The organism is Arcticibacter eurypsychrophilus (genome assembly GCF_001730525.1).
GTDB classification, from domain to species: domain Bacteria; phylum Bacteroidota; class Bacteroidia; order Sphingobacteriales; family Sphingobacteriaceae; genus Arcticibacter; species Arcticibacter eurypsychrophilus.
In genome coordinates this window covers 61,427-76,816 of record NZ_MDFN01000016.1, presented here as the reverse complement: position 1 = coordinate 76,816, position 15,390 = coordinate 61,427, and the positions used below count along the sequence as shown (strand labels likewise).

The window sequence follows — 15,390 nt, the reverse complement described above, 5'->3', positions numbered from 1 at the left end:
ATATGTAGGTTATATACGGATATCCAGAAAAGTTATTGTACTCAAATTTAATTGTTTTGGTCTTTGTTTTGTTTTTTCTCTTCTCTTTTTTCTTGTCTTTTTCTTTTTCTCTCTGCACGGCTATCCTCAGCTACATTTTGGCTGCTTTTGGGTAAAACTGCTGCACCTTTTTCCGCGGGAACAAGTACGGGAGGATCGCTAAGGTTAGTATCGTCAATATTCAAGGTATCAGGAACAGACAGTGAATCGGTATCTACAGAGTCCACTTTAGTGGTGTCGATAACAAATCGAGGGGACGGGCAGTTGTAACTACGGGTAATTTCCACACCGGGGGCAGGGAAAGGACCATAAGTATAACCTGAAGATGCGTCGTGATAAACTTTTTCCATAAATTTTCCGAATATCGGTAAAGCAGTATGGGCACCTTCACCAGTACCTGATGACCTGAAATGAACACTTTGCTCATCGCAACCTACCCATATGCCTGTTACCAGATCTTTGGTAATACCCATGTACCAGCCATCAACGAAATCGGATGATGTTCCTGTTTTACCACCAATTTGGTTTCCTTTTTTCCAAAGGTCCCATTCCCATAAAGATTGTGAAGTACCTCCGGGTTCATCCATACCTCCACGGAACATGTATAACATGAGCCAGGCAATTTCTTCAGTTAATGTTCTTTTTTGTTCAGCTTTAAACTGCTCAATAATTTTTCCATCATGATCTGTAATTCTTTCCACTAAAATAGGGTCTGTTCGTACTCCCTTATTTAAAAAGGTGCCATAAGCTTTAACCATTTCAAATACGGAAACATCATTGGAACCGAGACTTACTGAGGGAACAGATTTAAGATGACTTTCAATACCACATTCGTGTGCATATTTTACCACATTGTCCCAACCTACTTTTTCTGTGATCTGTGCAGTGATTGAGTTTACCGATTTACCCATTGCCCATCGCATACTCATTTCTCTCCCTGAAAAGGAATAGTCTGAGTTTTTAGGTTCCCAGTATTTGGTTGAATCGTCTTCCTGATACTTAATTCGAACTGGTTTGTCAGTAAACTTGTCGCAAGGAGACATTCCACTTTCCAATGCCGCAAGGTAGGCAAATGGTTTAAATGTGGATCCTGCCTGTCGTTTGGCCTGATTTACATGGTCATATTTAAAGTGTTTAAAATCAATACCACCTACCCATACTTTAATGTGCCCATTGAAAGGATCAAGAGTCATCATTCCTGTATTTAATATGCTGGCGTAATACTTTATGGAATCCATGGTTGAAAATTCAACCTCTTTATCTCCATCCCAGCTAAAGACCTTCATCTTTTTAGGCTTATTGAAGTAGGCGTCAATAGAATCCTGATTGCCATTGTACTGCTTTTTAAGCATGGCATAGATGGGAAGTCGCTGCGAAGCTATTTCAGGAAAGTTTTCAATTACTTTACCATCGGAGGTTCTCCATGGATCTTCATTTCCCCATATATTTTTAAATCTTCTTTGCAACGACTTCATTTGTTCATTAACAGCCTCTTCGGCATAGTTCTGAAGCTTGGAGTCAATTGTGGTATAAATTTTTAGTCCGGATTCATATAAGTCATATCCATTATCTTCTGACCATTTACTTAAATACCGTTCCACTGCGGAACGCAAATACGAATCACCTCGTTCTTCTTCTGTAATTTGTCCCTTTCGGATGTTTAAAGGACGCTTGCTAAGTGTATTATATTCTTGTGGGCTTATATATTTATACTTTTCCATCTGTGAAAGCACCACATTTCTTCTTTCAAATGCTTTGTCAGGGTGGTTTTCAGGATTATAGGTAGTAGTAGCCTTAAGCATACCAATTAACAGTGCGGACTGCTCCACTTGCAATTTTTCAGGTTCCTTATTAAAGTACAATTTGGATGCGGTCCTTATGCCATATGTATTGCTTCCAAAAGGAACCGTATTCAGGTACATAGTAAGGATTTGCTGTTTCGAATATTTTCCTTCAATCTTCAAAGCAGTTAGCCATTCTTTAAATTTGTAAATAACAGTCCTTAATAAGGGCACATGTTTAATCAGACCTTGTTGTTTAATATTTCTGGTACGATACAGATTTTTGGCAAGCTGTTGTGTGATGGTACTGGCTCCTCTTTTATCACCAGATACGGTGGAGGCTAAACTGGAGAATAAAGATCTGATATCTACGCCTGAATGGCTAAAAAAACGGATATCTTCCGTTGCAACGAGTGCATCAATGGTTCCCTGTGATATTTTGTTGAACTCAACCGGACTTCGGTTTTCTTTGTAATAACGGCCAATTAATTTACCATCAGCAGTGTAGAGTTCTGAAGCAATCCGCATGTTCGGAGCCTCAATATCTCTGATAGTAGGGGAGTAACCGAATAGCCACAGGAAATTTATTTCAATAGCACAAAAGAAAATAATAGAAAAATAGATGCAAATTAGAATATAACGTAGTGGCTTATTTTTAATCTCTTTAAACATATAGTGGTCGGAGTAGATTATCCTTTCTATTTAAAAATTAGGGTAATATGAAAATGAATATAATGAACAGCCTAATTTAGTCTGTAAAGTTAAAATTATCTGCGTCTTTAAGAAAAGGTAGCGTTCTTCTAGCCTTATGAAGGTCCTCATCCGATATGGAAAAGGTATAGAGGTCTTCATCATTTGGTTTATAATAAACGGTATTTCCATTGGGATCTATACACATTGAATCACCATTATGATAGACTTCATTTCCATCGTGCCCAACACGGTTAACACCAATAACAAAGGCCTGGTTTTCTACTGCACGGGCAGGGATAAGGCTTTTCCAATGGGAAGCGCGTTTATCAGGCCAGTTGGCCACCACAATTAAAATGTCGTATTCTGCATTCACATTACGCAGCCAAACCGGGAAACGAAGGTCATAACAGATGACAGGACAGATTTTCCAACCCTTTAGTTCGACAAAAAGTTTTTTGGTACCGGCCGTATATACATGGTCTTCTTTACCAAGACTAAAGAGATGTCTTTTGTCGTATTTCTCGAAGGTTCCGTCAGGACGCATCCAGATCAGGCGGTTATAATACTTGTCGTTTTCTTTAATGGCGAGACTTCCTGTAATAACACAATTGAAGCGAATCGCTTGTTGGTGCATCCATTGCATGGTAATCCCGTTCATCTCTTCAGCCAATATCTCGGCATTCATGGTAAAACTTGTGCTGAACATCTCAGGGAGAATGATCAAATCAGTCTTTTCGCGAATTGAAGAAAGCCTTAAAGCAAGGTTCTTTAGATTCTTTTCTATGTTCTCCCAGAATAAGTATGCCTGGAATGTGGTGATTTTTAAAATACTCATTAATTCTAATCAGATCGTAAAAGTAATAACTATGCAAACGTTGTATTCTAATAATTGGTCTAATCTAAATTTCAAAGTGTAAAAATGATGAAAAATAATAGCTTTACTGTCTAAAAATACTTTTATATGATATTAAAGAGCCAGGAAAGCAGACTTTTTTTTATTCTGGGAACATTTATGGTTGCTAATACCATTTTAGCAGAAATAATAGGGGTCAAAATTTTTAGCGTAGAGGCCTCTTTAGGGCTGCCTAAGTTCAATATTGACTTATTTGGTGTCCCTGGATTATCTTTCAACATGTCGGCAGGGGTGCTGACATGGCCACTTGTATTTATAACTACAGACCTTATTAATGAATACTATGGAATGAAGCAAGTCCGGTTTTTATCTTTGATTACCGCTTTTCTGATTGCATATGCCTTTCTTGTGATTGCTTTTGCAATGGGTTTGAGTCCCGCAGATTTCTGGGTTAAACAAACTGTTCAGGGTGAAGTAATCGATATGAACCGTGCATTTTTGGGTGTTGTTGGTCAGGGTATGTGGATCATTGCAGGTTCTATTGCTGCTTTTCTACTTGGACAATTTGTTGATGTCGCCATTTTTCACAGGATAAAAAAAATAACAGGGGAAAAAAGGTTGTGGTTAAGAGCAACCGGATCTACAGTGGTTTCTCAATTTATAGATAGTTTTGTAGTGATTTTTATCGCTTTTTATTTGAATCCTCAGTATCACTGGAGCTGGAAGATGGTGGCTGCAATTGGACTGGTCAATTATACCTATAAATTTATTGTTGCAGTAGGAATGACCCCAATCCTATATTTACTTCACGGAATCATAGATCGCTTTTTAGGAAAAGAGTTGTCCTTAAGCCTACGGGAGGAGGCCGCAAAAGTAGATTAAATAATAATTTTAATAAAAATTACAAGTTTTTTTCTGCAGCGAAAAAAAACACTACATTTCCGGCATAAACCTGGTTGCTTATTTCTTAAGTATGAAAATGTTATGGCTTTCAGTCATTCTAATTCTCAGTACGAAAGGGTTGTTTGCTCAAAATATGAATGCCGGAGCACGTATTACCGCTATGGGTCAAACCGGAGTGGCCCTGCAGGAGGTATGGTCTATTCAATCCAACCAGGCCGGCCTTGCTTCATTGCATAAACCGATAGCTGCTATATCTTATTTAAGCAGCATTCAAGGTACTGAAATAAGTACGCAGTCTATTGTTTTTGCCTATCCTTACCGGCATCAAACCTTCGGATGGAGTATGCAGAGTTTTGGCTTTTCTGCTTATAAAGAACGCCGGTTTGGTTTCGCATATGCCTGCAACTTTAACGATGTTCTTTATGCTTCTTTAAATTTTAATTATCATCAGCTGAGTATTGCTGGCTATGGGAATGCTGGTACCTATTCCCTAGAGGCAGGATTACAATTTAAGCCTTCCGAAAACCTGATTATTGGTGCTCATGTCGTGAACCCTTCCGCCAGCTCTTATGATACATCTGTTGATGATGTGTTGCCTGTTTTTGCTGAAGCAGGTTCTTCTTACATGTTTTCGGATAAGGTCCTCATCAGTACTGCTCTTGTTGTATCCTCAAAGCGAATTGCCGATTTTAGAACGGGATTAGAATACAGTGTTATTCCTCAGCTTGCGTTTCGTGGGGGCATCTCCACACGTCCCTTTAAGCAGTACGCAGGTTTTGGATATGCTATTGATCATTTATGTATTGACGGTGCAATAAGTAGTCATCCTGCTTTGGGTTATTCTCCACAGATTTCGCTAGCCTATGAGTTTTAAACATCAATTACTGCTGCTGGTCTTAGTGATCAGCTTTCAGTCAGGCTATGCTCAAACAGAAAGTGATCCCTTCATTGAAACTTTGCTGGAATCTATTGCTGAAAATAATCAGTCGGAAACAGACTATTCGGAACTCTCAGAAAGGTTGTATTTCATAAAGCAGCATCCTTATGATCTGAATACAGTTACTCCGGAACAATTAACTGATCTGGTGTTTTTAAGCCCTTTACAAATAACTGGTTTTTTGGATTACCGAAGTGATAATGGCCCTTTTGTTGAAATTCAGGAACTGCAGCTGATCGATTTATTTACAGAGGAAACCCTACAATATATGATTCCTTTTATCATGATTACTAAACCGGGAATGCTGGAAATTAAAAATAGTCAGGCAAAAAGTACACATGAGTTGATGACCACCTACTCCCGTACTTTAGAGCAGCAGAAAGGTTATCTGGTTCCTGATACGGTTTCTCATTATACAGGTTCACCTTTTAAGCTTTTAAACCGGTATAGATATCATTTTGGTAAAAATATTTCCGGAGCAGTTACGATGGAAAAGGATGCAGGCGAACCTTTTGGCTCATCTGCTAAACCTTATGGATTTGATTTTTACTCTGCGAGTCTGTTTATTCGTAACGGACGGTATGTTAAAAAGCTAGCTTTGGGCGACTACTCTTTGCAATTTGGACAAGGTTTAAGTCTATGGTCAGGTCTAAGTTTTGGTAAAGGGGCAAATATTGCGGGCATTGCGAAGTTGCAGTCAGGATTAAAACCATATTCTTCTACTAACGAAACCGAGTTTTTTAGAGGAGTCGCGGCTACAATAGCTATTAAACATTTTGAACTGACTCCTTTTATATCCTATCATCATCTCGACGCCTCTGTTTTTACTGCAGATACCTTAATAAACCAGTCACAGATCAGCTCCCTAAGCATTACAGGATTGCACCGGACATCATCAGAGTTAGATAATAAAGGTGCAGCAAGTCAGCTCGCATATGGATCGGTGATCCAATATAATGGAAAAGCATTGCGTTCAGGCGCTATTCTTTATCAAACTAGATATAATTATAATCTGGAGGCTGGACAATTCCTGTATAACAAATTTGAATTTGCAGGCTCAACACTGACCAACAGTTCCGTTTATTACAATTACACCTGGAATAACCTTTATTCTTTCGCTGAGGTTTCGCATAGTCTGAATAGTGGTTTTGCTTTAATAAGTGGTTTAATGGGTAGTCTTTCCAGCAAGGTATCGGCGGTGCTATTTTATAGAAATTATCAGAAAAATTATTACTCATTCTTTAATAAAGCGATCAATGAAGGAAGTAATGCTTCCAATGAAAGTGGTTTTTACTCTGGTTTATCTGTTGCGTTTACGCCAAAAACGGAGGTGTCGTTTTATACCGATTTTTTCAGGTTCCCATGGCTCCGTTATCGTGTGGATGTACCATCTTCAGGAAGAGAGATTTTAGTCCAGGCAAGCTGGTCTCCTAAAAAAAGTACCAAAGTGAGTTTCCGGTACAAATCCAATGTCAAAGAGCAGAATGATGCGGGTGAAAATACCATAAACTATCTGGTACCGGTAAACAAGGATAACTATAGGCTGGATTTTTTAACTAAACTAAATTCTAACTTTCAGTTTAGAAATAGGGTAGAAGTTGTGCAGTATAAAAAAGCTTCAAACAGTCAAATAGGTTTATTGGCTTATCAGGATGTTTTATACAAACCGATGGGTTCAAAGCTGAGCGGCAATTTTAGAGTTGCATTCTTTCATTGTGATGCCTATGATTCGCGTATTTATGCTTTTGAAAATGATGTGCTCTACAGTTACTCTATTCCTGCTTATCAGGATAAAGGATATCGCTTTTACCTGAACACCAGATACCGCTTAAGCAAATCTATAGATGCCTGGCTTAGATATTCAATTACACAATACTCTGCGGGAGAAGATATCGGAAGTGGACTGGATTTAATAGAAGGTCGACATAAATCGGATATTAAAATGCAGGTCAGATACAGCTTAAAATGAAATACAGCACCCAGCACGTTTTTATAAGGTTGCTTATTCCATTAATAATAGGTATTTCCATTGCTTTAAGCTTTCAGGCCTCGACATGGCTGTATTTTATTTTGCCCTTTATTACTGGAATGTTGCTTCTGCTCATGCTTGCAATGCAGATGCAGTATAAGCGATATGAACTGTATTTATATGCCTGGATGCCTGGATTAAGTGTTTTTTTGTTCATACTATGTTTTTTTGCAACATATACGCTTTTCAACTTTCAGGTATATTCTAAGAATTATTTTGCTCATCATCGTTCAGATGCCCTATTAGTAGAAATTACATCAGAGCCACAACTGAAGAATAACCATTTGCGATTTGAAGTGTCCGTTCGGCAAAGTATCAAACGGGAAAAAATACAAGTTGTAAGTGGTAAAATGCTGGTAACGCTAAAAGCGGACTCTGCAAATACGGATCCATATAAAGAAGGAGCAATACTGTTGATTCCTGCAAGATACAAATTGATCGAAGGCCCTCGTAATCCTTATGAATTTGATTACAAAACCTACATGGCAAATCATGGGATTTATCACCAGGCGTATTTGACTTTAGCACAAGTGCAATTTGAGGGAACACATTGGAGCTTCAATTCTTTCCTAATTGATCAAAGGAAAAACATGGTGAGAAAGCTGGATAAGTTTATACCTAATCAAGAGGCCTCTGCTCTGGTTTCTACTCTATTACTTGGATATAAAGCAGATTTAAGTAAAGATGTACTCCATACATACAGTAAGACCGGCACCATGCATGTATTGTCTGTTTCGGGAATGCATGTCGCCTTGATTATGACCATGGCAGGCTATCTTTTAGGGTTCATGAACCGAAATAAACTGAAGATAGTTCAAACTTTGTTATTCATCCTGATTGTTTGGTCCTATACTTTGCTCTCTGGATTTTCGGCAGCAGCTTGTAGGGCAGCCATCATGATTAGCTTTGTCATTGTTGGCAAAGCGATGAACAGAGACCAGAAGATGCTTAACTGCATTGCAGCGTCCGCATTCTTTCAATTATTGATTCAACCCGTGCTGTTATTAGATGTCGGCTTTCAATTGTCTTATCTCGCAGTGATGGGACTTATCCTGCTTTACCCGGAAATATATAAAAGAGTGAAAATAAAGAATTGGTTATTGGGCAAAATCTGGTCATGCATAGCTGTGTCACTTGCCGCTCAAATAGCTACTTTCCCTTTGAGTTTATACTATTTTAATCAATTCCCGGTATTTTTTCTGATCAGCAACCTGTTCATCCTTATTCCTGTTGTGATCATTATGTACGCAGGAATCTGCTTTCTATTGATTCCATTTGATTTTGCAGTACGCATTTTAGGTGTACTATTGGAGAGAAGTATCCTGGTTCTTAATGGGGGACTTCGGATCATAGAAAACCTTCCCTATGCTAATCTCCATGGATTTCACTTTGGGATCTGGTACTATCTGCTCCTTTATTGTTTTTTAATTGGTTTCTATGTCGCCTTTAAAAGCAAGATTAAACATACAGTCTGGTTGCTAGTAGTTATCATGTTGGTTTTAGTCAGCGTAAATAGTACCAATAATCTATTGCTAAAAGGAAAGACAAGTGTTGTTTTTTATTCCCTTAGAAACCAGATGGCAATTGCTTTCATAAGAAGGGGTCAGGTAACTGTTCTAAGCGACCTGAAAAAGGATGATCAATTAACTAGCTATTCGATCATGCCCCTGATAAACAATCAAAACCTGAATTTAGAAAGTTTTATTCTATTTCCGACTACGTATAAAACCACTGACTTTTTTTTAAAAGGTCATATTTGTCAGTTTAAAAGCTGGAAGCTCATTATTTATGATCGATCTTATCATCCGGGTGTATCCCGTTTGCCGGTGGTTGTAAATGCGATATTACTGCATGATAATCCATCTGTCAAGCTGGCTGAATTAATGAAAAATTATAAATTCAGCTATCTGATCATCGGATCTAAGAATGCCAATTATAAAATTGAACAATGGACCAAAGATGCAGAACAGCTGGGTTTAACATATTATATACTGAAAAATCAGAAGGCATTAAATATGGAAAATATGTAGTAATTGAAAATTTCTCCGTGTCTTGATCCCAACACAATTAGGCTTATTAATCTCTAGGAAATGCGATAAAAGAAAAACCCTTATCTTGGTTAAGATAAGGGCTTGGTTTATAATTTTGCCAGATGAGCTCCATCAAATATATGTAAAATTTCATACCAACAAACTTTTATTGTGCTAAAATGAAAATATATTATTGAATAGAAATAAGCGTAAAATTAAGTCATTTTTGAGTTTCAATAGAAGTGCTTGTTACCTGCAAAATCTCTAAGAAAATTAGCAGTTTAGTAGTTTAATTAATGATAGTTAGGCTGATAATTTGCCAACCTTATAAAGTGTTAAAATTTTAAAAAAACAGTTGTTACGACCCCTTCTTCAATCTTTTATCATTACCTCCATAAAATAAAGGGTTTAGAACCCTAATTGTACGCTCAAAATGATTTGAAATTCGTGGAAACACTGTGTCAATAATCGTGTTGTTGAATAAAAGGCTTAGAAAAATAAAATAATTTATCATGAATAACGAAATAATTGACACTTTAAAGGATTCTCTTCAGGGTCCGTTACTCCAGGATAATCCAAATGCTAATGTGAGTAAATCAGAGCGAATCATTTCCTTAGCTACAGGCGCTTTCATTTTATTTAGTGGTATAACCAGTATTTTCTCTCATCCTGTATTTGCTTTAGGGAAAATAGTTGCAGGAGGTGCTTTAATGCAAAGAGGGTTAACAGGATACTGTCCGTTAAAGGCAGCACTTGAAGAAGATTTAGAAGAAGAAAACGAAACAATTCTAATCAGTTCTCCTAAAAGCTTCACTGTATCTTAGTCAGTTTGACGATATAAAATAGATTGGTTAGTCATATTGAATTACACCTAAAGAGGCTGAATCAAAAAAGATTACAGCCTCTTTTTAATTTATACAAGCATGCACACTACGAATCCATACAATGGTAAATTAGTTAAAGAATACACGCTCCATACTGCTGAAGAAGTCACTTATAAAATCCATAACGCTCAAAAGGCCTTTGAAACATGGAGAACAGTAGGTTTTGATCAACGGGCAGATCTTCTGAAAAAACTAGCAGAAGCGTTAACAACGAGAAAAACGGAGCTCGCTCAATTGATGGCAGAAGAAATGGGGAAGCCAATAACAGCAGGAAGTGCCGAAATTGAAAAATGCGCAAAGGCCTGTATCTACTATGCTGAGCATGGGGCCGAATTTTTAAAAGATGAAGTAGTGAAGACCGATGCCAGTAATAGCTATATTACATTTCAACCTTTGGGAGTTGTACTTGCAGTGATGCCCTGGAACTTTCCCTTTTGGCAGACGTTCCGGTTTTTAGCCCCTGGACTAATGGCTGGAAATGTAGCTCTCCTAAAGCATGCTTCCAATGTTCCCGGTTGTGCTTTAATTATTGAAGATCTGTTAAGGGAAGCAGGATTTCCTGAACATGTATTTCAAACTTTGCTAGTTTCAAGTGATTCCATTGAATCGGTTATTGCAAATCCATTAGTCAAAGCCGTAACCATAACAGGGAGTACAGAGGCTGGGATGAAAGTTGCCGGACAAGCAGCTTCACTAATTAAAAAAGCAGTACTTGAATTGGGAGGGAGTGACCCTTATATCATATTTGAGGATGCGGACCTAGAGCTAGCGGCTTCGAAGTGTGCAGAAAGCAGATTGATCAATAGCGGACAGAGCTGTATTGCAGCTAAGCGTTTTATTGTATTAGAAGAAGTCGCAGATCAGTTTATTGCATTATTTAAGGAGAAGATGGCAAGTCAACTTTCAGGTGATCCTATGCTTCCAGATACCACAATGGGTCCTATGGCAAAAACCTCTCTTCGCGATGAACTTCATCAACAAGTTCTGAAGAGTATTGAAATGGGAGCAAAATGTATTCTGGGGGGCAAGGTAGAAGCCGGCGAACATGCCTTTTACCCGGCTACAATTTTAATGGATGTAACGAAAGGAATGCCTGCTTATGATGAAGAACTCTTCGGTCCGGTGGCATCCGTTATTGTGGTGAAAGATGAGGATGAAGCTATCCGTGTAGCCAATGATTCTTCCTTTGGTTTAGGTTCCGCATTGTTTACAACTGATTTAGACAGGGCAAATCACATAGCCTCCATGCAGATTGAGGCTGGTTGCTGTTTCATCAATGATTTTGTTCGCTCAAGTCCGGATCTTCCTTTCGGTGGCATCAAACAATCAGGATATGGAAGGGAGCTTGGTGCATATGGAATTAAGGAATTTGTAAATATCAAATCTGTATACGTCGCTTAAAACAGAGTATATTGAAGGTGTTTCTGTCTTTGCCAACATATCAATAATATGGATTTATTGCACTTTTATCCAAAAATATTGTGATCTTATTTTCCGCTGAATTCATTGGGCAACATTGGGTTTGCTAATCTTTAAATAACCGTGTCGTCCAGCATAATTAAAATTGAATATTCTTTAAAAGCTATCTAAACTTCTCGTAGAGATTAGGTTTAACCGACTCCCCTAAAAAAGTATATTCAGCGGCAGTTAAATCAGGAACATTTGCAGTTTTAGCTACGTCATTGAGCTGTTCAATGGTGCGGATTCCTACAACAGCAGACGCTACCGGAGGTTTTTTTAATACAAAAAGAAGAGCAGTTTGCGAAGGACTTCTTTTTGTACCTGCAACAAAGTTGACTGCTTTTGCTGCCACTTCTACATCCTTAGCGGTATAATTGAGGTATTCTCGTGCTGGTTTATTCACTAATAAACCTTGAGCAATACCTCCACGGGCAATAATTGATATCTCATTTTCTTCCAGCAATTTCATCATGCTTTCTTCAGGCCTGCGATCCAGTAAGCTGAATTGCATCATGACACTCACAATGGCTGAACGTTCTACATATTCTCTTATCACTTCCGGACGAATAGACGAAATGCCGTATTGCCTGATCTTCCCTTGATCTACTAATGTCGAGAATGCCTCTATAACCTCATCAATGGGATCTTCCAGAGTTCCCCCATGTAATTGGTAGAGATCTATATAATCGGTATCCAGGCGCTTTAAACTGCTTTCAATCGCTTTAATAATATATTCCTTCCGCGGGTTCCAATCCCAACCACTTCCATCTGCTCTCCATTGGTTCCCAACTTTGGTTGCCAGGATACAATCAGACCTCTTCTCTTTTAGTATTTTTCCAACCTGCTCTTCATTCAATCCTTTCTCATACAGATCAGCCGTATCAAAAAAGTTAATTCCATAATCCAGTGCCTGGTCAATAATAAACTTATTGTTTCGTTCATCAATCCCTAAAGACATACAACCAAACCCTATTTCACTTACTTGAATATCCGATTGACCAATTTGATTATACTTCATTCCTGCTCTAAATCTATGCTCTAAAATAATGTTTATTTTTACGATTGAGCCATTTTATGTGTTAATTCCAAAAAGTGTTACTAATTTCCCCCTATATTGAAGAATAACTATGGGGGAGATTAAGTTTACACCGGAATTGTATGTAGTAGGAGCAGGGCCAGGTGATCCGGAACTTATTACCCTTAAGGGACTCAAGGTTTTACAGCGCGCACCTATTATCTTGTATGACAATTTAGCCAATAAAGAGTTGCTTGGTTACGCCCAGGACAGCTGCGAAAAAATATACGTAGGAAAAACACCTTATGGCGAATACACCTCGCAAGATGCTATTCATGAACTGATCAAAGAGAAGGCATTTGAAAAAGGTATGGTGGTCCGGTTAAAAGGAGGCGATCCCTTTATATTCGGAAGAGGCTTTGAAGAAGTACTTTTTGCTAGCAAAATAGGAATTAAAACCTATTATATTCCTGGAATTACCAGTATGCAGGCATCTGGGTTTAGCCATATTCCACTTACACACCGCACTATAAGTGAAGGCATCTGGGTTCTTACCGGAACAAAAAAAGATGGCGGACTATCTTCAGATCTTCGTTTAGCCATGCACAGCAATGCAACCGTAGTGGTTTATATGGGAATGAAAAAGTTGCATGAAATAGCGGATACCTATATCCAGGAAGGGAAAGGAGATACTCCCGCTGCAATAATTCAGCATGCTACGCATATTAAACAAAAATCGGGAAGTGGATTAGTGAAAGATCTTCCAGCTATTGCCGAAATGAATCACCTTACACATCCTTCAATTATTATTATAGGAGGCGTGGTTGCTCTTAAGGACAGTGCATCAGATCTTTAAAGTATTTTCGACCTTTAATAAAATACTGCCAGACAATACTTCCAGTATAAAAGCCAGTGTTATTGAAAGAAGATACATCCGGAGTTCCCTTCGACCAGTTTCTTTGAATGTTCGTCAGGAATGAGCGGTGCGCCTTGCTTATGGCCAGTGCATGTTGAAATTTCCCATCAGCGACAAACTTTAATAAAGAGGTGAAATCAAGCCAAAAGCGAATAAATAAAATAAATATCCGTTTCTGAGGATCCAGATTCTTAGTCAGTAAGATCAGGTTATTACGGAAGTTCAGATACGTTTTAAATGGGCTCTCTGTTTGTAGGGTTCCTCCTCCGATATGATAAACGGTAGAGGCTGGGCAATACATAACCTTATATCCTTTGTTTTTCAACCTCCAGCACAAATCAATTTCTTCCATGTGGGCATAAAAATCGGCATCAAAACCTCCTATGGACTTCCAGTACGTACTTTTAATAAAAAATGCGGCTCCACTTGCCCAAAATATCTCTGATGCACTTTCATATTGCCCACAGTCTTCTTCAACGGTGTCAAAAATCCGGCCTCTGCAAAATGTATATCCAAATCGATCTATATATCCACCAGCCGCACCGGCGTGTTCAAATCTGTCTTTGTGCTGATAGGACTTTATTTTAGGCTGTGCAGCCGCAATTAAAGGATCCCGCTCCATCAAGGCAATTACTGGCTCTATCCATCCAGAAATTACTTCAACATCAGAATTAAGCAATACGAAATAATCAGATTGAATTTGAGCAAGAGCAGTATTATATCCGGCGGCAAATCCTTCGTTGCTGGTATTTAAAATGATTTCAACCTTTGGAAATGAAGTTCTTAAAAACACTACAGATTGATCAGTAGAAGCATTATCGGCCACAATAACCCTTAAGTTCGAATAAGAAGAACGAACTACTCCAGGAAGAAATTTCTCCAGATAATCTTTTCCATTCCAGTTTAATATAATAACAGCTACACTTGGAAAATCAGACATTATACATCATCCTCCTTGAATTTCCAGCGCCTGTGCGACCATAGCCACATCTCTGGTCTTTTCCTGATAATTTGTTCTAAAAACCGGGTATGACCTTCCGTTATTTCATAAGGTTTAGTGTCCTTTGGGTGTTCGAATAAAGTGGTGAGCGTGCATTCGTAATAACCCCTTTTCAGTCGGTTCAGATGCGCATAAATAACCGGCATATTTGTTTTTACCGCAATTTTCTCCACTCCTAAAAATATGGCTGTTCTTTGATTTAGGAAATCAGTAAAGTAATGCGCTTCATGTCTCACAGGGGTTTGATCGCCCACTAAAGCAACGGCAAAAGTTTTCGCTTTGCAGGATAATATAGCGCGTAAGGTTTGTTTCATGGGAACCATTATTCCACCAAAACGAGAGCGCCAGCCATTTAATATAGCTTCAAAGTTTTTATTCTGTACAGGTTTATATACCACCATTACTGGCTCAGGATACACAGATGCTATTATGGGTGTTCCCCATTCCCAGTTGCCGTAATGTGCCGTTACAATAATCACCGGGCGCCCTTTATCGTAATATTTTCTAATCTCACTGGTGTTTGTGATCACGAGTCGCTTTAAAACACAAGCCTTTGTCATGGATGCCATTTTTAAACTTTCCACCATGGTATCAACCAGGTTTAAGTAAAACTTCTTCGTAATCTTAAGCAATTCCTTTTCGCTCTTTTCAGGAAAAGAATTTCTTAAATTATCATGCACTACGTTCCTTCTGTATTTAACAATGTAATACAATACAAAGTAAAGCAGGTCAGCAATAATATACAACACCCTGAAAGGAAGTAAGGAAAGAATATATAAAGGATATCTGGCAAGGTTCTTAAGACCCTTCTTCATCTGTATAATTATAGTTAATTTCGTGCAATTGAGT

Annotated in this window: 12 protein-coding genes; 7 read left to right on the top strand and 5 right to left on the bottom strand. The window is 38.3% G+C overall.

Annotation, left to right across the window (positions count from 1 at the left end; genetic code table 11):
* Positions 1-47 precede the first annotated feature (47 nt).
* Positions 48-2,492 (bottom strand): penicillin-binding protein 1A, encoded by a 2,445-nt coding sequence (locus BFL47_RS10450; protein ID WP_069659741.1) that lies wholly within the window; start codon positions 2,490-2,492, stop codon positions 48-50.
* 76 nt (positions 2,493-2,568) lie between these two features.
* Positions 2,569-3,348 (bottom strand): amidohydrolase, encoded by a 780-nt coding sequence (locus BFL47_RS10445; protein ID WP_069659740.1) that lies wholly within the window; start codon positions 3,346-3,348, stop codon positions 2,569-2,571.
* 126 nt (positions 3,349-3,474) lie between these two features.
* Between BFL47_RS10445 and BFL47_RS10440 the strand changes: the two genes are divergently transcribed.
* The 6 genes from BFL47_RS10440 to BFL47_RS10415 all read left to right on the top strand — a co-directional run bounded on the left by BFL47_RS10440 (position 3,475) and on the right by BFL47_RS10415 (position 11,550).
* The gene (locus BFL47_RS10440; RefSeq protein WP_069659739.1) at positions 3,475-4,248 is read left to right on the top strand and encodes a queuosine precursor transporter; all 774 of its coding nucleotides are present in this window, start codon (positions 3,475-3,477) and stop codon (positions 4,246-4,248) included.
* Between the two features lie 91 nt (positions 4,249-4,339).
* Positions 4,340-5,143, top strand: coding sequence for a PorV/PorQ family protein (locus tag BFL47_RS10435; RefSeq protein WP_139125806.1), 804 nt, complete (start codon positions 4,340-4,342; stop codon positions 5,141-5,143).
* Positions 5,133-7,175 (top strand): helix-hairpin-helix domain-containing protein, encoded by a 2,043-nt coding sequence (locus tag BFL47_RS10430; protein WP_069659737.1) that lies wholly within the window; start codon positions 5,133-5,135, stop codon positions 7,173-7,175. The genes BFL47_RS10435 and BFL47_RS10430 overlap by 11 nt, the downstream gene beginning before the upstream one ends.
* Positions 7,172-9,265 (top strand): ComEC/Rec2 family competence protein, encoded by a 2,094-nt coding sequence (locus BFL47_RS10425; RefSeq protein ID WP_069659736.1) that lies wholly within the window; start codon positions 7,172-7,174, stop codon positions 9,263-9,265. Before BFL47_RS10430 ends, BFL47_RS10425 begins: the two co-directional genes overlap by 4 nt.
* A 512-nt stretch (positions 9,266-9,777) precedes the next feature.
* Positions 9,778-10,089 (top strand): YgaP family membrane protein, encoded by a 312-nt coding sequence (locus BFL47_RS10420; RefSeq protein ID WP_069659735.1) that lies wholly within the window; start codon positions 9,778-9,780, stop codon positions 10,087-10,089.
* Between the two features lie 99 nt (positions 10,090-10,188).
* A complete protein-coding gene (locus BFL47_RS10415; RefSeq protein WP_069659734.1) occupies positions 10,189-11,550 on the top strand; it encodes an NAD-dependent succinate-semialdehyde dehydrogenase in 1,362 nt (453 codons plus the stop codon).
* 181 nt (positions 11,551-11,731) lie between these two features.
* On the opposite strand, the gene BFL47_RS10410 is transcribed toward BFL47_RS10415, so the two are convergent.
* Positions 11,732-12,628, bottom strand: coding sequence for an aldo/keto reductase (locus BFL47_RS10410; protein WP_069659733.1), 897 nt, complete (start codon positions 12,626-12,628; stop codon positions 11,732-11,734).
* Between the two features lie 109 nt (positions 12,629-12,737).
* On the opposite strand from BFL47_RS10410, the gene cobA reads away from it, so the two are divergent.
* Positions 12,738-13,481, top strand: a complete 744-nt coding sequence (gene cobA / locus BFL47_RS10405) for a uroporphyrinogen-III C-methyltransferase (RefSeq protein ID WP_069659732.1) — start codon at positions 12,738-12,740, stop codon at positions 13,479-13,481.
* On the opposite strand, the gene BFL47_RS10400 is transcribed toward cobA, so the two are convergent.
* Complete coding sequence (locus tag BFL47_RS10400; RefSeq protein ID WP_069659731.1) at positions 13,456-14,481, bottom strand: glycosyltransferase family 2 protein; 1,026 nt, start codon at positions 14,479-14,481, stop codon at positions 13,456-13,458. The genes cobA and BFL47_RS10400 overlap by 26 nt on opposite strands.
* A complete protein-coding gene (locus BFL47_RS10395) occupies positions 14,481-15,356 on the bottom strand; it encodes a lysophospholipid acyltransferase family protein (RefSeq protein ID WP_069659730.1) in 876 nt (291 codons plus the stop codon). Before BFL47_RS10395 ends, BFL47_RS10400 begins: the two co-directional genes overlap by 1 nt.
* Between the last annotated feature and the right edge of the window lie 34 nt (positions 15,357-15,390).